This is a genomic window from Paraburkholderia edwinii, from assembly GCF_019428685.1.
GTDB lineage: Bacteria > Pseudomonadota > Gammaproteobacteria > Burkholderiales > Burkholderiaceae > Paraburkholderia > Paraburkholderia edwinii.
In genome coordinates this window covers 279,223-303,746 of the sequence record NZ_CP080095.1, presented here as the reverse complement: position 1 = coordinate 303,746, position 24,524 = coordinate 279,223, and the positions used below count along the sequence as shown (strand labels likewise).

Annotated in this window: 18 protein-coding genes and 1 pseudogene; 6 read left to right on the top strand and 13 right to left on the bottom strand. The window is 57.3% G+C overall.

Translation table 11 applies throughout. From position 1 onward, the window contains the following. The first annotated feature begins 345 nt into the window (after positions 1 to 345). Positions 346 to 789 (top strand): helix-turn-helix domain-containing protein, encoded by a 444-nt coding sequence (locus tag KZJ38_RS01275; protein WP_219798434.1) that lies wholly within the window; start codon positions 346 to 348, stop codon positions 787 to 789. A gap of 152 nt (positions 790 to 941) precedes the next feature. Here the strand turns inward: KZJ38_RS01275 and yidC are convergent, their stop codons facing one another. The 4 genes from yidC to rpmH form a co-directional block, all read right to left on the bottom strand. Then, positions 942 to 2,609 (bottom strand): membrane protein insertase YidC, encoded by a 1,668-nt coding sequence (gene yidC, locus KZJ38_RS01270; protein ID WP_219798433.1) that lies wholly within the window; start codon positions 2,607 to 2,609, stop codon positions 942 to 944. 28 nt (positions 2,610 to 2,637) lie between these two features. Then, entirely contained in the window at positions 2,638 to 2,868 is a 231-nt protein-coding gene (yidD, locus tag KZJ38_RS01265) for a membrane protein insertion efficiency factor YidD (RefSeq protein WP_219798432.1), read from the bottom strand. 37 nt (positions 2,869 to 2,905) lie between these two features. Further along, positions 2,906 to 3,349, bottom strand: a complete 444-nt coding sequence (rnpA, locus tag KZJ38_RS01260; protein WP_219800055.1) for a ribonuclease P protein component — start codon at positions 3,347 to 3,349, stop codon at positions 2,906 to 2,908. A gap of 134 nt (positions 3,350 to 3,483) precedes the next feature. Then, a complete protein-coding gene (gene rpmH / locus KZJ38_RS01255; RefSeq protein ID WP_004198824.1) occupies positions 3,484 to 3,618 on the bottom strand; it encodes a 50S ribosomal protein L34 in 135 nt (44 codons plus the stop codon). 481 nt (positions 3,619 to 4,099) lie between these two features. Here rpmH and dnaA point away from each other — a divergent pair, with 481 nt between their 5' ends. The 4 genes from dnaA (at position 4,100) to KZJ38_RS36325 (ending at position 11,166) form a co-directional block, all read left to right on the top strand. Continuing rightward, positions 4,100 to 5,749, top strand: a complete 1,650-nt coding sequence (gene dnaA, locus KZJ38_RS01250) for a chromosomal replication initiator protein DnaA (protein ID WP_219798431.1) — start codon at positions 4,100 to 4,102, stop codon at positions 5,747 to 5,749. Positions 5,750 to 6,099: 350 nt separating this feature from the next. Further along, on the top strand, positions 6,100 to 7,203 hold the full coding sequence (gene dnaN, locus KZJ38_RS01245) for a DNA polymerase III subunit beta (RefSeq protein WP_219798430.1): 1,104 nt from the start codon (positions 6,100 to 6,102) through the stop codon (positions 7,201 to 7,203). Between the two features lie 113 nt (positions 7,204 to 7,316). Further along, complete coding sequence (gene gyrB / locus KZJ38_RS01240) at positions 7,317 to 9,788, top strand: DNA topoisomerase (ATP-hydrolyzing) subunit B (protein ID WP_219798429.1); 2,472 nt, start codon at positions 7,317 to 7,319, stop codon at positions 9,786 to 9,788. 895 nt (positions 9,789 to 10,683) lie between these two features. Then, complete coding sequence (locus KZJ38_RS36325; protein WP_246641822.1) at positions 10,684 to 11,166, top strand: site-specific integrase; 483 nt, start codon at positions 10,684 to 10,686, stop codon at positions 11,164 to 11,166. Between the two features lie 77 nt (positions 11,167 to 11,243). Here KZJ38_RS36325 and KZJ38_RS01230 read toward each other — a convergent pair whose 3' ends face one another. Genes KZJ38_RS01230 through hsdR form a run of 4 tightly spaced genes read right to left on the bottom strand, consistent with a single transcriptional unit; the run spans position 11,244 to position 18,284 of the window. Continuing rightward, positions 11,244 to 12,161, bottom strand: a complete 918-nt coding sequence (locus tag KZJ38_RS01230) for a restriction endonuclease (protein WP_219798428.1) — start codon at positions 12,159 to 12,161, stop codon at positions 11,244 to 11,246. A 4-nt stretch (positions 12,162 to 12,165) separates the two neighbouring features. Further along, a complete protein-coding gene (locus KZJ38_RS01225) occupies positions 12,166 to 13,452 on the bottom strand; it encodes a restriction endonuclease subunit S (protein WP_219798427.1) in 1,287 nt (428 codons plus the stop codon). Further along, entirely contained in the window at positions 13,449 to 14,915 is a 1,467-nt protein-coding gene (locus KZJ38_RS01220) for a class I SAM-dependent DNA methyltransferase (RefSeq protein WP_219798426.1), read from the bottom strand. The genes KZJ38_RS01225 and KZJ38_RS01220 overlap by 4 nt, the downstream gene beginning before the upstream one ends. Beyond that, on the bottom strand, positions 14,916 to 18,284 hold the full coding sequence (gene hsdR, locus KZJ38_RS01215; protein ID WP_246641600.1) for a type I restriction-modification system endonuclease: 3,369 nt from the start codon (positions 18,282 to 18,284) through the stop codon (positions 14,916 to 14,918). Positions 18,285 to 18,774: 490 nt separating this feature from the next. Here hsdR and KZJ38_RS37060 point away from each other — a divergent pair. After that, positions 18,775 to 18,925: pseudogene (locus KZJ38_RS37060) on the top strand (ATP-binding protein); the annotation flags it as partial. 157 nt (positions 18,926 to 19,082) lie between these two features. Here KZJ38_RS37060 and KZJ38_RS01210 read toward each other — a convergent pair. The 5 genes from KZJ38_RS01210 to KZJ38_RS01190 all read right to left on the bottom strand — a co-directional run bounded on the left by KZJ38_RS01210 (position 19,083) and on the right by KZJ38_RS01190 (position 24,410). Beyond that, entirely contained in the window at positions 19,083 to 20,009 is a 927-nt protein-coding gene (locus KZJ38_RS01210; RefSeq protein ID WP_219798424.1) for a hypothetical protein, read from the bottom strand. A gap of 1,008 nt (positions 20,010 to 21,017) precedes the next feature. Beyond that, on the bottom strand, positions 21,018 to 21,761 hold the full coding sequence (locus KZJ38_RS01205) for a hypothetical protein (protein ID WP_219798423.1): 744 nt from the start codon (positions 21,759 to 21,761) through the stop codon (positions 21,018 to 21,020). Between the two features lie 587 nt (positions 21,762 to 22,348). Then, entirely contained in the window at positions 22,349 to 22,444 is a 96-nt protein-coding gene (locus tag KZJ38_RS37055; RefSeq protein WP_425518379.1) for a SymE family type I addiction module toxin, read from the bottom strand. Between the two features lie 816 nt (positions 22,445 to 23,260). Beyond that, positions 23,261 to 23,890, bottom strand: a complete 630-nt coding sequence (locus KZJ38_RS01195) for a hypothetical protein (protein WP_219798421.1) — start codon at positions 23,888 to 23,890, stop codon at positions 23,261 to 23,263. Between the two features lie 28 nt (positions 23,891 to 23,918). Continuing rightward, on the bottom strand, positions 23,919 to 24,410 hold the full coding sequence (locus KZJ38_RS01190; protein ID WP_219798420.1) for a lysozyme inhibitor LprI family protein: 492 nt from the start codon (positions 24,408 to 24,410) through the stop codon (positions 23,919 to 23,921). Between the last annotated feature and the right edge of the window lie 114 nt (positions 24,411 to 24,524).

The window sequence follows — 24,524 nt, the reverse complement described above, 5'->3', positions numbered from 1 at the left end:
GAAAAATCTGAAATTTCGCAAACAGCGCGTCTGGAGTGGGTTCTTCAAGCGCCGAGCATTGTAGCGCGGCGGTGCGGCGGGTCTTCGACCCAGCGGTGAGTCTTGATTCCGCTGTTTGGCGTACAGACGTATCTTATTTGAGATAAGCTGCGCATAAGATTGACTCAGTTGATCGAGCAAAAGATCTTACGACGCTTCGCTTTCCACGTATGGATTCTGACGTTCTTGCTAGCTTCTTAAGCATTCTCTGATTCGATTCTGAATCGAGTCATTCATATCTCAATTAAGCTAATCTTAGCCTGTATGGTTGGCTACGACTTGAGATTGCAAATGCACAATCTCGACATGCCTACCTCCTACGAAAAACGAGCCTTCTCCGATCGCCTCAAGCTCGCGCTAAGACGCGTTCCGGAAAAGCCGGACGGTCCGACCGAACTCGCGCGCTTTTTCAATTTGCGCTTCGAGGGCGATCCCGTGTCGACGCAAACGGTCGACAAATGGCTGAAAGGCCGCACGATCCCGAAACGCGACAAGCTCGAGACGCTTGCGAACGCGCTCAACGTCGACCTGCACTGGTTGCAATACGGGCCTTCGCCGAAAGTCACGACGACCACGAAGAGGAAGCCAAAGCCGGTAAAGCCACCACCACCGCCGCCGCCTGAAGAGAAGTATCCAACTTCGGCCGAGTCGCTCGAGCTGGCGAACAAGATCGAATCGTTGATGCCGCACCATCGTTATCTGGTGCAGGAACTGGTCGCGCAATTCTACGGCGACGTCGAGGAAGAGTGATCAACCGACTGGCTCGTAGCCGACGGTAGTCGACCGTTGTTGACCATCATTGACGATTGCAGCCGATAAAAAAGCCGTCCTTCAATTCTGAAGGACGGCTTTTGTTTTATTGCCGGAAAAACTAGCCGCGCTGGATGCGCGGCGCAATCACATCACGCCGGCTTCTTCTTGCTCGCACCCATCATCCGCGTGATGTAGTACTGCTGCGCGATCGACAGCACGTTGTTCACGACGTAGTACAGCACGAGACCGGCCGGGAAGAAGAAGAACATGACCGAGAACGCGATCGGCATGAACATCATCATCTTGGCTTGAACCGGGTCCGGCGGCGTCGGGTTCAGACGCGTCTGAATGAACATCGAGACGGCCATCAGCACCGGCAGGATGTAATACGGATCCTGTTGCGACAGATCGTGAATCCACAGAATCCACGGCGCGCCGCGCATTTCGACTGACGACAGCAGCACCCAGTACAGCGAGATAAACACTGGAATCTGAATCACGACCGGCAGACAGCCGCCGAACGGGTTCACCTTCTCGGTTTTGTACAGCTCCATCAGCGCCGAATTCATCTTCTGCGGATCGCCCTTGAAGCGTTCGCGCAGCGCCTGCATACGCGGCGTGATTTCCTTCATGCGCGCCATCGACTTGTAGCTGGCCGCCGACAACGGGAAGAACACCGCCTTGATCAGCAGCGTGAGCAGCACGATCGCCCAGCCCCAGTTGCCGACATAGCTGTGGATCTTCTCGAGCAGCCAGAAAAGCGGCTTCGCGATGATCGTCACCCAGCCGTAGTCCTTGACGAGTTCGAGGCCCGGCGCGATGCCTTCGAGCATGCGCTCTTCTTCCGGACCGGCGAAGAGGCGCGCCGATACGTCATACGACTGGCCCGGCTGGATGGTCGGCAGCTGCTGCGTCACACCGACGCGATACAGCGACGGGTCGAGTTTGTTGATGTAGATCTTGCGCTCGACGCCCTCTTTCGGAATCCACGCCGACGCGAAGTAATGCTGGACCATCGCGACCCAGCCGTTGTTGGCCGAGGTGGCGTAGTCGTCCTTGTTCTTGTCGACATCGCTAAACGACAGCTTCTGGAAGTGATGCTCGGCCGTGTACACCGCCGGCCCGATGAACGTGTGCGAGAAGCGCGGCGTTTCGACCGGCTGGCTGTCGCGCACGAGCTCCATATACGCGGTCGGCGAGACCGGCGTCGTGCCGACGTTCTCGACCTTCGTATCGACGTTGATCACATAGCTGCCGCGCGTGAACGTGTAGGTCTTGATGACCTTCACGCCGCCTTTTACCGGCGACTCGAGGCTGATCTTCATCGTGTTCGCGTTGCCCGCCAGGTCGTGCACCTGGTTCGGGACCGGCGTGAAGATGTCGTTGTGATTCGGATAATCGCCGCCGAAGAGACCGGTACGCGCGAGATACGTGTGGTCCTTCGTGTGATCGAACAGCGTGATCACGAGATCCGGCTGCTTACCATCGCCTTGCTTGATGAGCGTGAGCTTCGACAGCGTGCCGCCCTGCGTATCGATATCGCCGCGGTACACGTCCGTGCTGAACGGAATCTGCTGGGCCTTCTGCTCGGCCGGCGTGGTCGTGCCGGGCGCGGTGCCTGCGTCAGTGGTCTGCGGCAGATCCGACGTCTGCGTGCCGGGCGTCGTCGTGCCGGACGCGGCGGTGGTTGCAGTGCGCGTCGGCGTCGCGCTCGGGAAGAACATCGACGGGTGCCCATGGAACCGCTGCCAGTTGTCGAACAGCATGACAAGCGATACGAAGAAGATGACCCATAGGACCGTGCGTTTGATATCCATGCGTTGTCTCAGTCGAGGCGAGAGCGCATCAGCGCTTTTCAGATTTGGGTGGCGGGACTAGATCGACGCCGCCGGCCGAAAACGGATGGCAGCGGCACAGACGCCTGGCGGCGAGGTATGTTCCGCGCGCGGCGCCATGATACTGGATTGCTTCGCGCGCGTAATCAGAACAGGAAGGATAAAAACGGCACCGGTTGCCGAGCAGCGGACTCACGGCAACTTTGTAAAACCGCAGTAAAGCGAACAGTACCGTTTGCATGGCTACAGCGGCCGGACCGCCAAACACGCTTCGACCTTCATGGCGCCGCCGGCGGTGTGGCGGGCGTCTCAGCCACCGCGGGCGGCGCGGCTTCCCGCCTTGCGATCTCGCGCGCCACCTTATCCAGCAGCCCATCGATCTCGCCGCGGAACAACGCTTTCAACGGCGACGACGACGCGCTGGGGAAAACCTTCTTGTCGATCTTTGTATGAAGCCGGATCAACACGTCCCACCCGCCGAATTCCCCGCGACGCAACCGGAACGCTTCGCGCGCAAGCCGGCGGATCAGATTCCGCGTGGCCGCGCGTGGCGCAAACTTCTTTCCGATGACGAGACCAAGCCGCGCGTCATTCCCCGTGGGCCGCGCATAGACGACGAAATGCGCGGTACGCCGCCACGGGCGCAAACGAAAAACGGATGAGAACTCATCCGTTTTGAGCAGCCGGGCGGCTTTGGGAAAGGCGGCTTGCGCTCGCTGCATCGGAACGGTGACGTTCTGCTGCGCTGCTGCCGTTCCCGCCACATCGCGGGTATCAGCCACAGCGCGGGACAAGATGGACGAAGACCGCAGACGACGTTGCGCCAATACCGCTGATGACGACGACCGCGTCTGCCTTAGATGGCCAGACGCTTGCGGCCCTTCGCGCGGCGGGCGTTGATGACCTTGCGGCCGCCGGCAGTCTTCATGCGCACGCGAAAGCCATGGGTGCGTTTGCGACGGGTAACGGAAGGTTGGTAAGTACGTTTCATGTTGCTCTCACTTTCTTGTGTGAAATGACCACGGTGGGCCGCTGCTCTGGACCGCTTGCGGACGGGTACGGCGCGCCGCCTGGTTACTGCGTGTCTTGCGTCTTCAGCGGGCGCCTGGCGACCCGGCATTCACGCTGGCCGGGCGGCACGAGAAATTGGTTTCTGCGGAACCCGCTATTTAAACCGGTTTTCTTTTGGTCGTCAATAGTTTAGGTCAGCGTTCGGGCGCGCTGCGGCCGCGCAAAGCAGGTCGCGCGCGGTTGATCGTGCCCTGTGGATAACTCAACTTTCCGGCGCGATTTGGGTTTAGAATCTCGCCTTACATCCCAAGAATCCTGCACGCCGCTCCATTTCGCTCGCTGCCGCAAAGCCTTGTGGCGCAAGCGTTTGGGGCTGTTTCGTCCGGCTGCTTCGGGCCTCGTCGCGTGAAGTGACAAGAGCAGCGTCGAATGCGCGGTGCAACCATAACGACAGCGACTTGATGAACGAATTCTGGCAACACTGTTCCGCATTGCTGGAGCGTGAATTGACGCCCCAGCAGTACGTTACGTGGATCAAACCGTTGGCCCCGGTCGCCTTCGACGCCGACGCGAACACGTTGAGCATTGCTGCGCCGAACAGGTTCAAGCTCGACTGGGTCAAGAGCCAGTTTTCCGGACGTATCACCGACCTCGCACGCGATTTCTGGCACACGCCGGTCGACGTGCAGTTTGTCCTGGATCCCAAAGCATCGATGCGCGGTGCTCCGCAGGCGCAGGCTGCACAAGCACGTCCGTCGTCCGCGTCTGCGTTGAATGGCGGCGTGGCTGCAGTTAACGCAGCTGTGAGCGCGGTGCAAGCGGCACACGCTGCGCGCGTCGGCGCGAGCGGCTTCGGCGGCAGCGCGACGGCTGGTGGCATGTCCGCGGCCAATGGCGCACATAGTGCACATAGTGCCGCCGCCCAGCACGCTCACGCGATCCACCATTCGTCACACCAAACCGCCGACGATTCCGCCGACCTCGACCTCCCGAGCCTCGACGCAAACGAAGCCGCCGCCGCGCGCCGCACCTGGCGCCCGTCGCAAGGCGGCGCGCCGGCCAGCAGCGGCGAAACGGACTCGATGTACGAGCGCTCGAAGCTGAACCCGGTGCTGACCTTCGACAATTTCGTCACCGGCAAGGCGAACCAGCTCGCGCGCGCGGCGGCGATTCAGGTGGCCGACAACCCGGGCGTGTCGTACAACCCGCTCTTCCTGTACGGCGGCGTGGGCCTCGGCAAGACGCACCTGATCCATGCGATCGGCAATCAGCTGCTGATGGACAAAGCCGGCGCGCGCATCCGCTACATCCACGCGGAACAATACGTGTCGGACGTGGTGAAGGCGTACCAGCGTAAAGCGTTCGACGACTTCAAGCGCTACTACCATTCGCTCGACCTTCTGCTGATCGACGATATCCAGTTCTTCTCGGGCAAGTCGCGCACGCAGGAAGAGTTCTTCTACGCGTTCGAGGCGCTCGTTGCGAACAAGGCGCAGGTGATCATCACCAGCGATACGTATCCGAAAGAAATCTCGGGTATCGACGATCGTCTGATCTCGCGCTTCGACTCGGGCCTCACCGTCGCAATCGAACCGCCCGAGCTTGAGATGCGCGTCGCGATCCTGATGCGCAAGGCGCAATCCGAAGGCGTGAGTCTGTCGGAAGACGTCGCGTTCTTCGTCGCGAAGCATCTTCGGTCGAACGTGCGCGAGCTCGAGGGCGCGCTGCGCAAGATCCTCGCGTACTCGAAGTTCCACGGGCGCGAGATTTCGATCGAGCTGACGAAGGAAGCATTAAAAGATTTGCTGACGGTTCAGAACCGGCAGATTTCTGTCGAAAACATTCAGAAGACCGTCGCTGACTTTTACAGCATCAAGGTCGCAGATATGTATTCGAAGAAGCGGCCTGCGAACATCGCGCGTCCGCGGCAAATCGCGATGTACCTGGCGAAGGAATTGACGCAGAAGAGCCTGCCGGAAATCGGCGAGCTTTTCGGCGGCCGCGACCATACGACCGTGCTGCATGCGGTGCGCAAGATCGCGGACGAACGGGGCAAGGACGCGCAGCTGAACCACGAGCTGCACGTGCTCGAACAGACGCTCAAAGGCTGAGGTGACGGCGCTGCGGCGCAACCGCCGGCAAGCCAGCGGGGCTCGCTTATGCGGCACGGAAAGCGACGCGCGAGCAGGATCGGCGCGTCGCGACGGGCTGGCAAAATCGTTCTGTTTATTTCGCCGAGCGCCCCCATTTTAGGGAAGCGCTACCGTTTTCAGGCACAATATAGGTTTAACCGCCCGGCCGTTCGCTGACTCAAGAACGGGCGCCAGGCGGGGTAAGACGAATGACGCCGGACGGCGCGCACTGAGGTGATAGTGGGCGCCGGCGGGGGGCCGGGGCCATATGCAGCGCATCGAAGCGGTCAGGCGACGCGAGCAGGCCGATACATCAACGAAGGAACTCTATGCAACTGGTCAAGACCGAACGAGATAACCTCCTCAGGCCGCTGCAAACCGTGAGTGGCATTGTTGAACGCCGCCATACGTTGCCGATCCTCGCCAATTTGCTGATTACCAAGAACGGCCCCGATGTGTCGTTCCTATCTACGGACCTCGAGCTTCAGATCACGACGCACGGCGACTTCGGTGTCGGCGGCGAATCAGTTGCGACGACGGTAGCAGCAAGAAAACTCCTCGATATTCTGCGCGCGATGCCCGACGGGCAAGTCACCTTGACGTTGAACGACAAGCGTCTGACGGTGCAGTCCGGCAAGAGCCGTTTCGCGCTGCAAACGCTGGCCGCGGACGAGTTCCCGACGGTCGCGCAAGCGAAGGATTTCGGCGCGAACCTCGCGGTTCCGCAGAAGACGTTCCGCCAGCTGCTCGGCATGGTGTACTTCGCGATGGCGCAGCAGGACATCCGCTACTACCTGAACGGCATGCTGCTTGTGGTGGACGGCAGCCAGCTGATGGCGGTTGCGACGGACGGTCACCGTCTCGCGTTTTCGTCGATGAAGATTGAAGGCAACTTCGCGCGCCAGGAAGTGATCATCCCCCGTAAGACGATTCTCGAGCTGCAACGCCTGCTCGAAGACATCGACGACGTGCTGAAGATTGACATTGCGCAGACGCAAGTGAAATTCAGCTTCGGCCAGGTTGAACTGGTGTCGAAGCTGGTGGAAGGCAAATTCCCCGATTTCCAGCGCGTGATTCCGAAGACTCACAAGAACTCGTTCGTGATCGGGCGAGAGGAACTGCAGCGCTCGCTGCAGCGTGCGGCGATTCTGACGTCGGACAAGTTCAAGGGCGTGCGCTGCATTATCGAGCCGGGCCAGTTGAAGATCATGTCGACGAATGCGGACCAGGAAGAAGCGCAGGAAGAACTGGAAATCGCGTATCAGGGCGACGCGGTCGATATCGGCTTTAACGTCACGTACCTGTTGGATGTACTGGCGAACCTGAAGGTGGACATGCTGCAGGTGAGCCTCGGCGACGCGAGTTCTAGCGCGCTGATCACGATACCCGAGAACGACGAGTTCAAATACGTGGTGATGCCGATGCGCATCTAACGCGACCGACAATAAGAACAGACCAAGGGGCGCATCGCCCCTTTGGCGTTTTTATGGTGTTTTGAAAATACCCCGTGCAGTAACGAAGCAGTACGCAGAACCGGAAGGAACCCATGAGTGAACTGAACCATACCCAACCCGATAACAGCTACGGCGCCTCGTCGATTCAGATCCTGGAGGGTCTGGAGGCGGTGCGCAAGCGACCGGGTATGTACATTGGCGACACGTCGGACGGGACCGGTCTGCACCACCTCGTATTCGAGGTACTCGACAATTCGATCGACGAAGCGCTGGCCGGATATTGCGACGATATTCACGTAACGATTCACGCCGATAACTCGGTTTCGGTTATCGATAATGGCCGCGGCATTCCGACCGGCCTGAAGATGGACGACAAGCACGATCCGAAGCGCAGCGCGGCGGAAATCGTGATGACCGAATTGCACGCCGGCGGCAAGTTCGATCAGAACAGCTATAAGGTGTCGGGCGGCTTGCACGGCGTGGGCGTGTCGTGCGTGAACGCGCTTTCGTCGTGGCTGCGTCTGACCGTGCGCCGCGACGGCAAGAAGCACTTTATGGAGTTTCACCGCGGCGTACCGCAGAACCGTGTGATCGAGAACGTGGATGGCGAGCGCGTTTCGCCGATTCCGGTGATGGGCGATACGGAAAATCGCGGTACCGAAGTGCACTTTATGGCCGATGAGTCGATCTTCGGCACGGTCGAATACCACTACGACATTCTGGCCAAGCGCATTCGCGAGTTGTCGTTCCTCAATAACGGCGTGCGGATCCGGTTGACGGATCTGCGCTCGGGTAAGGAAGACGATTTTGCGTTTGGCGGCGGCGTGAAAGGCTTTGTTGAGTACATCAACAAGACCAAGAGCGTGCTGCATCCGACGATTTTTCATATCGTCGGCGAGAAGGATGGCGTGGGCGTTGAAGTGGCTATGCAGTGGAACGATAGCTACAACGAGAACGTGCTCTGCTTCACGAACAATATTCCGCAGCGCGATGGCGGCACGCATTTGACGGGTTTGCGTGCGGCGATGACGCGGGTGATTAACAAGTACATCACCGATCAGGAAATTGCCAAGAAGGCGAAGGTTGAGACGTCCGGCGACGATATGCGCGAAGGGCTTTCGTGCGTGTTGTCGGTGAAGGTGCCGGAGCCTAAGTTCAGTTCGCAGACTAAGGACAAGCTGGTTTCTTCTGAGGTGCGTGCACCTGTTGAAGAAGTGGTGGCTAAGGCGCTTGAAGAGTTTCTGCTCGAGACGCCGAACGACGCGAAGATTATTTGCGGGAAGATTGTTGATGCTGCGCGGGCGCGCGATGCGGCGCGGAAGGCGCGTGAGATGACGCGTCGTAAAGGCGTGCTGGATGGCGTTGGGCTGCCTGGGAAACTCGCGGATTGCCAGGAGAAGGATCCGGCTAAGTCGGAAATCTACATCGTTGAGGGTGACTCGGCGGGTGGGTCGGCTAAGCAAGGACGCGATCGGAAGTTCCAGGCGATTTTGCCACTGCGTGGCAAGGTGCTAAATGTTGAGAAGGCTCGGTATGACAAGCTTTTGTCTTCCGAGCAGATCGTTACGCTGATTACTGCGCTGGGTTGTGGCATCGGCAAGGAAGACTACAACCTCGATAAGCTTCGGTATCACCGCATCATCATCATGACCGACGCTGACGTCGATGGTGCGCACATCCGGACCCTGCTGCTGACGTTCTTTTATCGGCAGATGCCGGAGATGATCGAGCGCGGGTATATCTATATCGCGCAGCCGCCGCTTTATAAGGTTAAGGCGGGTAAGGATGAGCGGTATCTTAAGGATGCGGCGGAGCTTAATGCTCATATGCTGCGGTTGGCGTTGAATGGGTCGGAACTGATTGCTTCGGAAGGGGCTACGCCGATTGCTGGGGATGCGCTTGGTGAACTCGCTCGTTCGTATTTGCTTGCGCAAGCGGTGGTTGAGCGGTTGAGCAAGCTGTATGACGCCAATGCGCTTGAAGCCGTGATGGATGGGGTCACGATTGACCTTTCTAATGAGGCTTCTACGGAGGCTTCGGCTAAGGCGATTGAGGCGAAGCTGCGGGATGATGCGCTCAAGCCTGAGGTTAGCGTGTATCCGATGTATGACCCGGTGCGTGAGCTGCGCTCGCTAAGGGTTGAGCGGCGGCATCACGGGAACCTGAAGCTTTCGGTTATTGATGAAGAGTTTCAGTTGACCGCGGATTATCAGCAGCTGGTCAATACGGCGAATACGTTTAAGGGGTTGATTGGGGTTGGTGCTGTCATCAAGCGTGGTGAGCGCAGCATGGCTGTAACTGACTTTAAGAGCGCTATGAAGTGGCTCATCGCTGACGCTGAGCGTAATGTTTCGAAGCAGCGGTATAAGGGTCTCGGTGAGATGAATCCTGAGCAGCTTTGGGAGACGACGATGGATCCGAATGTGCGGCGGTTGTTGCGAGTGCAGATTGAAGACGCGATTGCCGCGGACGGGATTTTTACAACCCTGATGGGGGACGAAGTTGAGCCCCGCAGGGCATTCATCGAATCCAATGCATTGCGTGCCGGAAACATCGACGTTTAAACTCGCGTTATTGCGGGGAAACCGAAATAGCTGTCGGGTGCCACAGAAAGTGAAAACTGTGCCAGGTAAGTGAAAAACTGCTGCCACAGATAGTGAAAAAATCGGGCAAGTTTTCGCGAGCCTTGGTACTCGCCGATTGACACTGTGATCGAGCTAAGTGGCCGCACACGCGGACGTCAGTTATTGCGACTGGCAGACGGGGCGAAAGGTCAAGCAAGAGCGGTGGTCTCTTAGTCCGTAGCTCGACTGTTCCAGTCGTCCGCGCCCTACCAAGAAGTTGAAAGGGTTACAAGCGATTCGCCTGTAACCCTTTTTTGTTTTGCGGACTCACCTTAACCACGATGCGCCGGATTTGTTGAATGCTGGGCCTGAGTAACTACATAGTAATGCTAATAACAGCGTACGAAACGTCGCCGCCTTCGGGTCGAATCTTTCGAGGTATTGAAACGCTATGAGGAAGAAATCTCGCTATTTAAGAATGGCGCTGCGCAGGAATCTTCCATTCTCAAGACCTGCTAGGCAGTTGATCTAACGAAGCGGCCGCTAGCCACGGTCCGGAGCGCAGACATAGCGAAGCTTCGCGACCAATGACTGAAGAACTACAAGCCCGCGACTGTGCTCCGCCGCTTAGCGGTCCTGTCCCACGTGTTCAACATCACCCGAAAAGAATGGGGCGTGGAAAGCCTCTCGAATCCGGTCGAGCTCGTGCGAAAGCCACAGCCTAACAACGCACGCACTCGTCGCATCGCTGCCGGCGACGCGCTTACCGTTGCACCTAGCGGTGAAAGAGCCCGAGTCAGAACGCAGCGTGCAAGACGGTGAGCTTGAACGCGTGGCGAGGGCTAGTGGCTCGGCGCTGCTACCGCTCATCATTTGGCTAGCCGTCGAAACTGCGATGCGCGGGAGCGAGATTGTGTCGCTGTTGTGGAGGCACGTCGACCTCAATCGCTGTGTTGTGCGTCTACCGTCGACGAAGAACGGGAACGCCCACCACGTGCCACTGTCTTCGCGCGCCATTGGAGTGCGCCAAGCATTGAAAGACTCCTACGACGCCAAGGACAATCCGACCGAAGACGGCGAAAGCGACGCCGACCGCGTGTTCGAGATTCGAAGCGACGCCGTTACCAGAGCCTTCGAGCGCGCAGTGGCACGCGCCCGCACAATTCACGTCGATGAGTGCTGGGCGGCCAAACTGAAGCCGGATGGCAAGTTTTTGACCGACCTTCGCTTTCACGACCTGCGGTACGAGGCGGCTTCCCGCTTGGCGTCGATCTTCCCCATGCACGAACTGACAAAGATAACCGGCCACAAAGACCCACGCGTGTTGATGCGTTACTACCATCCGCGAGCCGAGGATCTAGCAAAGAAACTACCATAACTGCAACAGCAGCTTGCATGGCGTGATCCCTCATTGGGTCTCGCTCCCCGTAGCTCTTTCGAGTGCGAACTGCCGGGCTATTCTTCCGCGAAGAAATCCTCATCTAGCCGCTTGAACTCGATCCTACGGCCGACGCGGACGCCAACGCCATATTCGATCATCAGATCGGTCAGCCGATCGCCGTCGATCAGGATCACGCGCTGAGCGAGATGTTTGACATAGTCGCGCGCCTGGCTGCTGAAGGTGGAGGTGGTGACGAACACGCCCTTAGTGGCGCCGTGGCCGACAAGGCTGCCGACGAAGGCCTGCACATCGGGGCGGCCAACTGTCGTGTCGGCATAGCGTTTGGCCTGCACATAGACCCGGTCCAGACCCAGCCTGTCTTCGTTGATGACGCCATCGACGCCGCCGTCACCCGAACGGCCGAGCTGGGTGGCCGCGTTTTTGTGCGATCCGCCATACCCCATGGCGATCAGCAGATCGACGATCAGTTGCTCGAAAAAGGCCGGGCTGTTCTGGATGATGCGTTCCAGCAGTTCCGCGCGAAGGGCTGATTGCACGGCCTGATAGGCCAACTCAATCTGCTCCTCAGGCGTTCCGGTTTCGGCTGACGGGACGATGGCAGCGGACGGGGCATCGTCATCGGCCGATTTCTGCGCGCTGTAAAATTCGCGGAAGCCCTCATAGTCCTTCAGCTCGTTCACGCCGATCCGCGCGGGATTGGATGCCAGCAGCGCCCGGCCCGCATCGGTCGCGATGAAGCGCCCGCGTTTCGGCAAGGCGACAAGGCCGGCCTTGGACATGTAGAATTTTGCCCAATGGATGCGGTTGTGGAGCAGGCGTTGCCGCCCACTGGGCAGCATCTCTTCGCGTTCGGCGGGAGTGAGGCCGAGATCGTCAGCGATGCGTTCGGCGGTGTCGGCCACGCGCTGTTCGCCGGTGGCGGCGAGGCGCAGGACCGGCAGCATCAATGTTTGGTAATCGGGAATCGCCATGGGATCAGGCCGCCTTCGTGCGACCGCGCTTTCCCTTCGGCGCAGCAGCGCGTTCAGTCCTGATGCGTTCGAGCGGGACGCTAGCGGGCTCGTCGGACGGGTCTTGCGGCACTAGTTCGCCCTTGAACGCCTTGGCGAGTACGGCTTGGTCGAGGTGGTCAATCAGTTTGCGTGCGCTCGTGGCGTCGGTGGTGAGGCGATCGATCCAACGGAAGGCTGTTTCAATTTTGCTGACGATTTGCCGCCGTTCCTCAGCGGGCGGCCACGGCAATTCAATGGCTCTCAGCGCAGACTGGCTCAGATTACGCATTGAGAGTTGATTGCCTGTCGCGCTCGCTTCGATAGCTGCGCGCCCATCAGGAGAGCGCAAGAACCACATCAGCCATGGTTTGTCGTCGTCCTTAACGTCCAGTCGCAGCACCTTATCGCTGAGAAAAAGGTTTGATGGGTCTTCCGCCACAATCACCACCGCTCCGACCAGTTCCAGCGTGTTTGCGCGTGATATGAGTAAATCCCCAGCCCCAATTCGGGTGTTTTCGGGTGGCGTGAAGCTAATTGGAAGGGTTTTGCTCGCTTGCGCATCGAAAGCCCCCCAACTTACGGCGCTGACCTTCACGACACCGCGTTCATGTTCTAGTGGCGGACGTTCCTCGCAGCGCAGGTTTTTGCCCCCCACAACGGCGCGGATGATTTCGCCAACCTGTATAGATGGCCAATTGCCCCGAAAAGCGGCGGCGACGATGGCCTGTTTGTATTTCTCGACGAGGCGGGGGATGTGCTCGAGATGGTCACGGGCGCGTTTGGATTTGCCGATAAGGCTGTCCATCTTCGCCACGATCCGCCGCTGTTCGGGTAATGGCGGAAGGGCAAATCTACGCGCTTCCATATCACCTTTAGTCACGTGGATCATCGTCGACCCAGTGCCGTGATCGGACTTGATATTCTCTTTATCCCATTCGAACCAGTGGTAGAGAAAACGCTTTTCGATAAGCGCATCAACTGGCCGCGTTTTCCAGATATGGTAGTGAAAGATAACCTTTCCGCCATCCCATATCCGAGGGCCGAACGAGGCAGACCACGCATACAGCAGGTCGCCACTGTCACAATATTTGTCGCGATCGAGGTCTAGATCGGAATAATACCAGTGCCTATTGGAAAAAAAGTTTCCAACGCGGAGAACAGGATACCTTCCCTTATCAAGCAGTTCATCTTGCTTATACGCGCGACCGTTTATGAGTTCACAAACGTCATGAAGGCGGGCATCTGCCCACCCTTCCGGCAAATTACTCATTCGGCTGCCTCCGCAATGGCAGCGGCTTCCTCAACGCTGTCCGGCTCCAACTCCTCCGACAGCGTTTCGATCTCCTCCAGCGCCGCTTTCAAATGGCCAATGATAGCGGCGGCAATGTCTTCCGGCTCCGTCAGCGCTTCTTCCGCTTCCGCTTCGGTACCGCGAAGCCAGCTTATGTCGAGATTGTCGTTGCGGTGGGTAATGGCGGCACGGTCGAACTTGCGCCACCGGCTGTCTTCGCCCTGATCCTGCCGCTCGGCTTTGCCATTGGAATCAGCGCCATAGGCCGCCTCGAAATCCGCGAAGTCGGCGACGGTCAGCGGGCGGGTCTTGCCATAGGCCGGCATGTTCGCCCGCATGTCATAGACCCAGACGGCCTTGGTATTGCCCTTGTCGCTCTTGCCCCGTCGAAAGAACAGCACGTTGGTCTTGACGCCCTGCGCATAGAAAATGCCGGTCGGCAGTCGCAGGATGGTGTGCAGGTCGCACAGGTCCATCAGCCAAGTGCGCAGGCGGCGGCCGGTGTTATCCTCAAACAACACGTTATCGGGGATGACCACGGCGGCACGCCCGCCGAGGGCCAGTGCACGCACGATATGTTCGACGAAGGCAAGTTGCTTGTTCGACGTATCCGCCGTGATCGAGAAATCGGAGCGGGTCGGACGGCCTCCGCCCTTCTTGGTGCCGAAGGGCGGATTAGTCAGGATCAGATTGGCCTTGGGCAGCGCCTCGCCATCGGGTGACAACGTGTCGATATTCTCCATCCCGCCTTCGATACCGTGCAGCAGTAGGTTCATTATGCTCAGGCGATGGGTGTCCGGCACGAGTTCTGCACCAGAGAGGGCGTTGTGCCGCTGGAAGAAGGCCTGTTGCTCGGTCAGCGTGTAGAGGTCGTCTGTGTGATCCTTGATGTAGCGATCGGCAGCGACGAGGAAGCCCGCCGTTCCTCCTGCCGGGTCCTGGATCACTTCTCCCGGCTGGGGCTTCATCAGGCGCACGATGCAGTCGATCAGCGGGCGGGGCGTGAAATATTGCCCGGCGCCGGATTTCTTGTCGGCCGCGTTCTTTTCCAACAGGCCTTCATAAAGGTTGCCCAGCCCCTCTTCACGGGCGGAAAACCAGTCGAGCTGATCGATGTTGGAGGTCAGCGCCTTGAGGTTGGTCGGCTTGCGCAGGCGGGTCTGGGCGTCGAGGAAAATCGCGCTGACCAGCTTGTCCTTCGCCTTGCCGAGTTCGAGCAGCATCGCCTTGTAATAATCTAGCTGTTCCATGCCCTCGCGCTGGGCGAGCAGGCCCCAGCGCCACCCTTCCGGCAATCGCGCCTCCTTGCCTGTTTCCTCTAGCATCTTGAGGAACAGCAGGTAGGTCAGTTCCGTCACATATTCGTTATAGGTGACGCCATCGTCGCGCAGGACGTTGCACAGGCCCCAGAGCTTGGCGACGATATCAGTGGTAGTTTTCATTTACGCGGTCTTCTTCCACAACTCTTCATTAATCCCAGCGAGGATGCTTTCCAGCTCCCCGCCAAACACTTTATTAAGGCGATTGAAGCCGCCATCGGCGATGAACGGCTCCTTGTCGATGGCGGCGCGATCCACCACGATTTCTTTTTCAATCTGTTCGCCGATCCGCTTGAGCCAGCGTTTCTGCGGATCTGTCCATGCACGGCTCGCCATGATCGCACGCATCGCGTCCCGCACGCGGTCTTCATATGGAATCAGGGCATCGCCCAGCGCGGCCTGACGGACGAAGCCGATGACCGAGGCGGCGATTTCCTCGTTGCGCGCATCGGCCCAGGCGCGGCGCAGATTGGCGTCGGAAAAGCCCTTGGAGTCGAGAGCAAGGCGCAATGCTTTCAGATCGGCGCGGGTCAGATCGCGGGGGCGCTGCACGACGAGTTTCAGCGCGGCAATCGTGTTGATATTGTCGCGCACGAAGGCGGCGAAACTGTCCAGAAAATCCTCTGGCTTCGCGGCACTCCCATAACCGCGCGACACATCGACGACCCGATCCGCGTGCCTGGAAATCGGGACATAGACGGGATTATCGCCATCACCCTGCAAATCGAGGATCGGGCCGATCGCGGCGCGGTCCTTCAGCCATGCGGCAAGGCCCGGTGCATCGCCGGAAACGACCCGTTGCAGCATAGCCTCCGGCGTTTCACCCGCTTCGGCCTCGAACTGCTGCCTTGCCTCGTCGGTCAGCTTCTTGATCCGGCGGCGCAGCTTCACTGCGAGCTGTTCGCGAATGGCGTCCCGCTGTTCATCGCTTTCGGCTTCCGTCATTTCCCGGACAAGCTGGGCGAAGCTGATCGATGGGTTGACGACGACAGGCTTCATGTCGGTCATGTTCTGGAGATGCGGATAGAGATCGACGGCGTCGAAAATCCGAAAAACCTCTTTGCCTATTTCCGGACACTGGCGCGTCGCACGGCCGATCATCTGTTCATACAGGATGCGGCTGTTCACCCGGCGCAGGAACACGAGGTTTGTGATCTTCGGCACGTCGATGCCGGTGGTGAGCAGATCGACCGTCACTACGATTTGCGGATTGGCATCATTGCGGAACGAGCGAATCCAGTTTTTCACCTTGTCCACGCTGCCGGTGATTTTCTTCACAGCTGCGTCATCAATGTCGCCATAGGCCTCGGCGAATGCGGTCTTGATGGCGCTGACCACCATGTCCGCATGGGCATCGGTGGCGGCGAAGATCAGCGTTTTGCCGGGTAGCGCCGGATCAATGTGCCGCGTCAGCTCCTCCGCGACGACGCGATTGAACTCCGGCGTAATGACCTGCCGGTTGAATGCCTCGACCTCGAAACGGATTTCGTCTGGCGCATGAGCCAGATCGACTTCGCCCGTCCGGGTGTTGAGCCGCTCCAGCTCCTCATTCTTCTCGAACTTAATACCGGCACGCGCCAGCGCGGTTTCGATGCGGATCGGCGGCTCATGGTCGATTAGGAACCCATCGACCACCGCCTCGCGATAGGAATAGGTGAAGACCGGATCGCCGAAAATATCGGTGGTATGGAGCGCAGGCGTGGCGGTCAGGCCGATCTTTACCGCATCGAAATAGTCTAGTACGCGGCGATATTTGGAGATGTAATCGTCCTGCCCCCGGAAACTGAGTTCGGCGTCGGACATTTCCCGATCAAGCAGATAGCCGCGATGGCATTCGTCGATGACCATCAGGTCATATTGGTCAACGGGTGGCACGGATGCTGCATCAGCAGCGAACAGCACGCGCTTCACCAAGCCTTGGATCGTACAGATGTGGACTTTGGTTTCCACATCGGGTGTGACGTCGCCAAGCCCCTTGAGGCCGAAGATTTCCGAGAATGTCTTACCGGAGACGACCTTGGTGGTCGAAAACTCTCCCTCCGTCTGATCACCAAGGGCGCTGCGATCGACGACGAAGCAGATGCGCCGGAACCGCTTGGCTGACAGCAAACGGTACAACATGGCGATGGCGAGCTTAGTCTTTCCGGTGCCCGTCGCCATCGCGACCAGCACGGCGCGTTGCTCGGCAGACAAGGCTGCTTCTATCGAGCGGATCGCGCTTTCCTGATAATGGCGGAGCGGAAATCCGAACTCAAATGGCTGCGCTTGCAGGGCGGCGTCGGCAGCATCCTGATCGACTTCAAGCTGACCGGTTAGGCCTTCCGGTGTCGGCCAGTCGACCAATGCACGGCGATGGTTTGCGGCGCGGCGGGTGTCGCGGAACCAGATGCCGCTCTCCGTCTCAATCTGCTTGAGATACGATCGGCCGTTCGCGCTGAACACAAATGGCACCTTGTGCTCACCCCAAGGGCCACCGGCATGACTGAAATCGGCGCTGTCCTTGATACCGGTCGAATAGCGCTCAGCCTGGTCGATCGCAGCGGACACGTTCTTCCGCCGCCGCTTCGCCTCCACGACGCCGACTAGGGTGGTACCGGCAAACAAGGCGTAATCAGCGGGGCCATTTGCGGTTGGCCATTCAGCGATGGCGAGATTACGGCCTTTGGCTGGGCGAACACCGTTGCTGTATCGAAGGTCACGGGTATCGACCTCCCATCCGCGGTCGCGCAATTGCTGGTCTATAAGCGCGCGAGTTTCCGCCTCGTCGAGGTCGATCTTTACCGCAGCCTTTTCACCCCGCTCCACCAATTGAGCAGCCTCAGCGCGAGGGGCGGTTTCCGCCTCGGCTTGAAGTGCGGCGAGCCTGCTTGTGACCTCTGCCTTCTCGGCATCAATGTCCTGGGCGATCTTCTCCCAAGCGGCACGCTCCTCAGCCTCGCGCGCCAATCTCTCTTCTACCGCCTCACGCGCGTGAGCCTGTTCCTCGACTTCAAGGCGAGCGCGAGCCGCATCGCCCTCAGTTTCCACTACTCTTTGCTTGAGCTTTTCAATCTCTTCGCGCAGCGCAACCGTCGCATCGACGGGCTGGCGCGGCGGAACAAAGGCACCTGACCGAAAGTTCGCAGCGCGGCCATAGGTCCGATGAAACCAGATGCCGAGCGACCAAGCGAACTTCAGCGCCGTAAGAGCAGTAGAGTGGTCGCCCGTTGCTTCATGCACCGCGCTGTTGCCGGCCTTCCGCAGCGCATGAAAAATATCAGCGGCTTCCTTCGGTATCAGGCGGTCATATGACAGGCGCCGCAGAGTTTCTTCGAATGTTTCACGCTCATCACGATAAACAGCGTGATGGGCAGCGACAAGCTTCGCCATCAATTCAGCAAACTGGCGTAGCTTGACGATCGCTGTAGAGGGATCGCTAGGGAAATAGCTCTCCGCAAGGCCACCGAGGGTCACTAATTGCTTATTGTGCGGTCCCAAGAAACCGAAGTTCAACGAATCCACTGCTTCCCCCCGTCCATTACCAAGTGGTTATGCGCAACGAAGGTCATCGGTGTCGCGGGGCAACGACACCGACGTGCTCGTAAAGCGTGGTAGCCGATCCGCTGATTCATTGACACAACCGGGGCGTTGAAAAATTGACGAGAATATTAACGGGATAATTAGGGTTGCGATACCCCGGCATGAGAATTTTCGACGTTTCTAGAAAACTACCGTTTGCTTCACAAGCGAGATCCGATTAGTTCCAAGGCGAATTTCTTCGAACGCATCGTTCAGCCGGAGCAGAACCGCGGGCCTGTAGTCATTTAGTCGTAAGCGGAATCATGCCTGCGAGGCTTGTCACTCGCCCTTTGAGATTTAACTGTCATTGGCGTCACCTTTCTAAATGTGAAAGAAGTGCGACGCTTGCGGGCGACGATACCCCTTCCTCCGTTTTGGAATTTCGGGCGTTCATTTTTTCGCGAGCACCGCCTGTTAGCACCATGACGCTGCAACGCTCACTGCCCCGATGCTTGACCGGTTATTGCATCATGCTCACGTCTTGCAATCCAGAAAGTTACCGACCACGCGAAAAGCGGCGCGCCGGATTGGTCACGAAGAGATCGACCACGACAAAGGAGAACGTCGCCAACTGAACGTGGGCGGTACTGCATTAACACACAGCTCGGTGTATTAAATCTGAAGTGTGGATGCTGGGGAAAACCGTATCAATTCGGGAGTGCCGTTGGCACTAGGATAGGTGGCCATGTCGTTCCCTATTGTTTGGTTCGGTTTGGGAATTGATACTCATCATTAGCCTATCGTTGGTCGTGCCCAGTCGTAAATTTCCTGAGCCAATTGCACTTCCGACGACAAACTCACGACCCGGAAGCCATCACGCTCGAGCTTCCACGCTTGCTCATCAATAATATCTACAATGTGTTTATATTCCTTTGGCTCAAGAAGCTGTTCATCGGGCAATAGCAAAAACAAGCCGGAATTTCGAAGATTCTTTATCCGCGAGTATGTTGTCAGGTCTCGACTCGACTTGAGTAAATTTAATTCGACCGACACATGACTTTTATATACAGCGGAAACAACACTTCCACAGGCACGTGTCGTCCGTAAGTTGAAGTCAAGATGATGCTTGATTCCCTTATCGTCGATTAGCATGCCGGTTGTGCTTGCGCCTTCGACAACTATTTTCTCGAAATCCATCTGAGCAATACGTTTAAGTTCTTGATTCACGAGTGTGCGAGCACGCGGTGTATCGATTGCGATGAATTCACGTCCCCGCCGATTCGCGTGTGGCGCCATCACAATGATATCGGCGAATAGGCGCTCAATTGCAGCCTCACAATCCTCCCCGGATGTAAACACGGGTTCGGAGAGATGCAAGGTATCTGAATCTAAATGTACCTCGGAAATATGAATTTTATTCTGGGCGGCAAAACGTAGAGCCTCTTCCGCATGGGTCATCAACTCACGAATGGAGCGTTGCGGAAATCGATCTCCGTAAACACATTCAAATTTTTTGAAATCATCTAGAAGTCTAAAGTGCAAGCGCTCACTCGCTGGCTGCACAACGATTCCAACGCTGAAGGACTGGGGAACGAAAACGTCTGGCTGTAGTTCAACAGTGCTCCAGAGTCCATTAAAGCTTGGCGCTGGTACCTTTTGCGCCAATTTGAGCAAATGCTCCCCATTTGCGCTGTCACCAAAAATCGATGTCAAACTCATGCGATCACCCCAATCTCATTTGCAAGCCACCCTGCCTGTGATCGAAGAGACAGGTAGCCGATGATCTCCGTGCTTAACGCCGGTGCGGCTTGCGGGTAAAGCTTATCTATAAAAAGAGTCAGTGGGGCTTGTATCGAAGCCAGACCGGATCTGTGCTTGTCAGATGCAATAGCCAGTTCAACGTTGAATTGCTTCAAATCGTCCGATGAGAGATATCGCTTTGCCTCATCGGCTAGGCTTCGGCGTGCATACGATGTACCTGTCGGGACCCAAAGCAAGTCGTGAAGTAAGGTTTCGTGATCGATGGCGACATATCCACCAGAGGCAGATCGGACCACGTTGCCGTAATTCCTATCGCGGTTGTCAGCCCATACGTCGAACGCGGCAACAGAGCGAACGTCCTTGCTATGAAGGCACCTTTTGCGTGCTAACCAGAATCCCCACTTATGAACCTGGCGGACGGACCGTCCTGGGACTATCTCTGTGCACCATGCCGCACAGACGCTCTGTCCGTTAGTCCAAGGCGGTAACGGTATGCAAGTACGCAACTGTTCAAGCGACACAAGAACGATTGCTCCAAACGGCGTCACGGGGACTCCCGCCGGGTTCGCAAGTGCCCAACCGATCGCCTCAGAAAGTAACGCCGGAGTATTTGGCCTGAGCAACTTCACGTAGCAACTGTGCAACTTGCCGTTTGCATCAGCCACGCTGGCAAGGTGCGTGGTGGGATTGATCCCGGCGCTGCTGGGAACACCACGAAATTCTCGCCATGCAGACGAATCGAGGATGGGTACGGGCATAGGATTTGGTCTCTCAGATCTTTATGGGTCGCCATTGCAGCACGGCACGGACCACGGTTTGGATTTCAATTTAACATATTAGGGAACTCATGCATTGCTGCGCCAAGTGCTCGCGCGCGCAACGCAGTGCCTAACATGTACGAATCAGCTTTGAGTGATCTGCCTTGGTGGTTCACATGGAAACCGTTGTCCGCCGGCAGGTTCGTCCTCAGAACGGTAGGGCCGTGGTAATCAAATGCCCAAGGTATGGTAGATCGTGGAATGCGAGCGCGGTTAATCCGTCGCATGCGGCAAGAAAACCGATAACGGCCATTACGCCATAGCGCAGAGAAAATCGAACGGAATCATCGAAGTTTCTAGCGGTGAGGTACGCGAACGCCAGATAAAGTAAAGACAAAAGCAACGCCGCAAAACCTACGACCGAGAGCACATGCGTCGCGAGAGAAAATGCGACGCTGATCCAGTTGGACAACTGGCCGGCCGCGGGCACGCCATACATCCACAGCGACGACCTCGCTACGGGATAAATTTGAGAAGCGTTTGCCGCCGTGTTCGCAAAATATGGGCTTCCGCAATACGCCAGCCAACACGCGAACCCTACTGCGATGACGTAAAATGCGTCCGAGAGCCGATAGAGTCCATACGACCGTAATGTCACGACAAGGGAAATAACGGCGAGAGGAGTTCCAATCATCGCCAGAATCTGAAGGACCGAGTTGTACTGCACGCCAGGTAGCGGATAAGAAAGCGCAATGACAAGTACAAGTACTTGCCAGAGGAGTTTGAAACTCCTTTGAGTGGTTGCTAGCGCCTCATTCACGATAACAATGTTTCCGGTGCCTTTGATGTTGATGTCACGGCTTATCTTCACGTTAAGCAGCAGCGTTTTGATAGAAATAAAACTGCTGACGGATACCGTAATCAAACCCTTTAGACTGAACAGATCGTTCATGCCGACCGCTTCCCCGTAATGGTGCATTGAATTTTTGATCGAAGTCCATCGACTTAAAGAGGTCAATGGAGCTCGACGCAGATTATGTGACTACTAGCTCAAAAGTATCAATACAATTGCGATGTTTATCCGGATTGCATTGCGCGACGGATGAAATCCCATCTTTCGTTTGCGGGGCGGCAAAGCGAAATTTCTTTCAACTTGCTGGCGATGCTGCAATTCCGCACCGATGTCTCTGTCCATGATCCGCCGAGGCATACTTCGGAAGGCGTGCCGAAACTTGCGCGGCAGAAGGCACTGGGGCCCGAGGCTATCGGTCCGTGCAGTTGCCGTAATCTGAGCAGAGGCCGTGGGCCGTTCGCCCGCTTGATTGATGCCTATGACCAAGGTTTCGGGCTTGCGTATCGCGAACCCGCGAGCGCTTTATGGGCGGGTCGCTTATCGCTGGAGAGTGAGTGGCTCAAGAGAGCCGGCAATATTCGTACGGGGGAGGACTGCAGCATATGCAGCCCTCCCATTATGGACTACGTCCACGTCCATGACATTGCGCGAGGCGGGGCTGAACTCTCCGCACACGCGTTTCCGAATCAGGCAGGCGTGATAGTGAGCTTCCCTCTCTCCACCTCTACCCGAATCTTGCTACCAATCTCAAACCCCGCCTTCTCCAGCCATCGCCCCGACATACGAATCCAAGGCGCATCCGGATAGTCAGGCGGTTCGCTCCACGTGTAGGGGAAGTCTTTGGGACGAGCCCACGGTCGACGTTGACTCGATATAGTCAAGATTCGAACCGAACGGTCCTTTACTGCTTTATTATCGGCATCAGCCATGATCAACTCCTAGTGTGAGTTGGTTGTGGTCAGCGGGTCGTTTGGGTGGCAGCCCATTCGGCCCGCGCTTCTTCTCCTTCCACTTCTCCTGTCTATCGAGTTCGGCTCTTCGCGACGACGAACACGCTAATTAGATATCCAATTCATTCTCTCCGATTGCCGACTTTGGTGCAACATGAATTGTGGTCACCTACTGCAAATAATTGAGCGATCAATCGCAGGTAGTGCCAAGTCCTAAAGCCAAAACCGAGAATTAAATGACAGACGGTTAATTCGCATTTCGCTTTAAGCCGCAATTATCAAGCTAGGAATAAAGGAAGAGATCAGTCACGACAAGTGCGAATCGATAGGACTTAGGTACATGTAGAGCTCATCGCCACTACGCGAGCGAACCCACCTAACAAGATCGCGCAGCGCTCAACCTGATTTCCCAAAAGAGGATCTGTTTGGACTTGCACAGATCGGGGTAACGTAGGCTATGTCCGTAGATGTTCAGAAGAGAGAAGCCGCGGAGCGGAAGGCTCTTATCTCATACGGCTGTAGCCAGCGTCTGTCCGCTTCCGGTTGCGCCGAAATGAAGCACTCCAAAGCCCAACATTGTTACCGCGATGCGCTTCACTTGATCTCCGCAGAGCTCTGGTGGGATCGCGCGGTCTCGATGGCGCTCCGTTATGGATCGGGTACGTTGTCGGGCGCGCAAAGATCCATCGACGTCATATCGATAGCGCCTTTCAGGTTTTCCTGAGGGATCAGTGAAAACGCTTTCCAGTCCGACTCAGCGACATACACAACGCCGCTCTTGCAACGCATGTGCGCCAGTCTCGGTTGCTTATCGCACCATGCACCGCCGATCAAACAGCGTTGCCATTGCGGGATGATGCTTGCTCGCTTTACTACGCCGCTTTTGGTCTTTGTGTAAGTCTGCACATTTCGCTTCGCTATCGCCATATACATAAAGTCGAAGTCAGGGACAACCGGTCTGGCGGCTTCTGCCCTGCCATAAAGTTCGCGCAATTCAAAAACGTAATGGACACCCGCTGCGGCGATTGCGACGCAGGCTAACGGCCCCGAAATGGCGACCGTGCGAAGCAGAGAAAGCCTTGTCCCGCGTGTGAACAGATAACCAATCAATGGGAACGCGACGGTGCACCCGACTATCGACAGGAAGGCGACACCGATCGAGTGATTTTCACAGTCGTACCCGCATCGCGGCACGAACAGGAGAAGGATAGCTGTGACCGGAAATCCGGTGGCAAAACCGGACAACCCGAACAGCGCAAGCGACGCCAGCCTTTTCATATGATCTCCTGGGGAACCGCTGACTAAGCTAGTTTTGAAGGATCGACTCAAGCTCTTTAGTACGTACGCTTGTGATGTCAGTCATACATAGCCAAAAGCGCGTGTACCGATCGGATGCCTCGCCAAGCATATAAACTTCGGCGTAGCACTGGTTATCGCGGTACTGCATCCATGCAGCGTGAGACTTCGAAAGGTACGACATCGCCAAGGGTTCCTGATTGTTGCCTTTGAGCGCTTCGTCGTTACGGATGATCAATGTTGATGCGGCCATCTCCCTGCTACCCAGTCGTGCGTCCGCGCGTTCGAATTGCCGATGAGCGCATTGCGCCAAATCGTCGTTCGATGCGTGTTGGTCGGACGTGCAGAGACGTGCAATTTCGCTGTCCGTGTGCCCCGAAAAGTACTCGGCCGATGGCTGAAACTGCGTATAGTCGAACTCGCCCAAATAGACGGTCGCCGGATGCACCGTGCTCGACATGACGAGACCGAGCAAAGAAAGCAAAAGGTCAATAGGCCGCATTGCATACCCCGGGAAGGACGAACCCACCGCGCCATTTCGGCCAGCGTACGTATACGTTTAACCGCCGCCAGTGCAACACCGAACGACATTGAGCGCGCCCATCGAATTCCCTTG

Bases quoted from the DNA above. Each gene is read 5' to 3' on its own strand.
- KZJ38_RS01275 (WP_219798434.1), top strand. From the start codon at position 346: ATGCCTACCTCCTACGAAAAACGAGCCTTCTCCGATCGCCTCAAGCTC.
- yidC (WP_219798433.1), bottom strand. From the start codon at position 2,609: ATGGATATCAAACGCACGGTCCTATGGGTCATCTTCTTCGTATCGCTT.
- yidD (WP_219798432.1), bottom strand. From the start codon at position 2,868: ATGCAAACGGTACTGTTCGCTTTACTGCGGTTTTACAAAGTTGCCGTG.
- rnpA (WP_219800055.1), bottom strand. From the start codon at position 3,349: ATGCAGCGAGCGCAAGCCGCCTTTCCCAAAGCCGCCCGGCTGCTCAAA.
- rpmH (WP_004198824.1), bottom strand. From the start codon at position 3,618: ATGAAACGTACTTACCAACCTTCCGTTACCCGTCGCAAACGCACCCAT.
- dnaA (WP_219798431.1), top strand. From the start codon at position 4,100: ATGAACGAATTCTGGCAACACTGTTCCGCATTGCTGGAGCGTGAATTG.
- dnaN (WP_219798430.1), top strand. From the start codon at position 6,100: ATGCAACTGGTCAAGACCGAACGAGATAACCTCCTCAGGCCGCTGCAA.
- gyrB (WP_219798429.1), top strand. From the start codon at position 7,317: ATGAGTGAACTGAACCATACCCAACCCGATAACAGCTACGGCGCCTCG.
- KZJ38_RS36325 (WP_246641822.1), top strand. From the start codon at position 10,684: ATGCGCGGGAGCGAGATTGTGTCGCTGTTGTGGAGGCACGTCGACCTC.
- KZJ38_RS01230 (WP_219798428.1), bottom strand. From the start codon at position 12,161: ATGGCGATTCCCGATTACCAAACATTGATGCTGCCGGTCCTGCGCCTC.
- KZJ38_RS01225 (WP_219798427.1), bottom strand. From the start codon at position 13,452: ATGAGTAATTTGCCGGAAGGGTGGGCAGATGCCCGCCTTCATGACGTT.
- KZJ38_RS01220 (WP_219798426.1), bottom strand. From the start codon at position 14,915: ATGAAAACTACCACTGATATCGTCGCCAAGCTCTGGGGCCTGTGCAAC.
- KZJ38_RS01210 (WP_219798424.1), bottom strand. From the start codon at position 20,009: ATGAGTTTGACATCGATTTTTGGTGACAGCGCAAATGGGGAGCATTTG.
- KZJ38_RS01205 (WP_219798423.1), bottom strand. From the start codon at position 21,761: ATGAACGATCTGTTCAGTCTAAAGGGTTTGATTACGGTATCCGTCAGC.
- KZJ38_RS37055 (WP_425518379.1), bottom strand. From the start codon at position 22,444: ATGTCGGGGCGATGGCTGGAGAAGGCGGGGTTTGAGATTGGTAGCAAG.
- KZJ38_RS01195 (WP_219798421.1), bottom strand. From the start codon at position 23,890: ATGAAAAGGCTGGCGTCGCTTGCGCTGTTCGGGTTGTCCGGTTTTGCC.
- KZJ38_RS01190 (WP_219798420.1), bottom strand. From the start codon at position 24,410: ATGCGGCCTATTGACCTTTTGCTTTCTTTGCTCGGTCTCGTCATGTCG.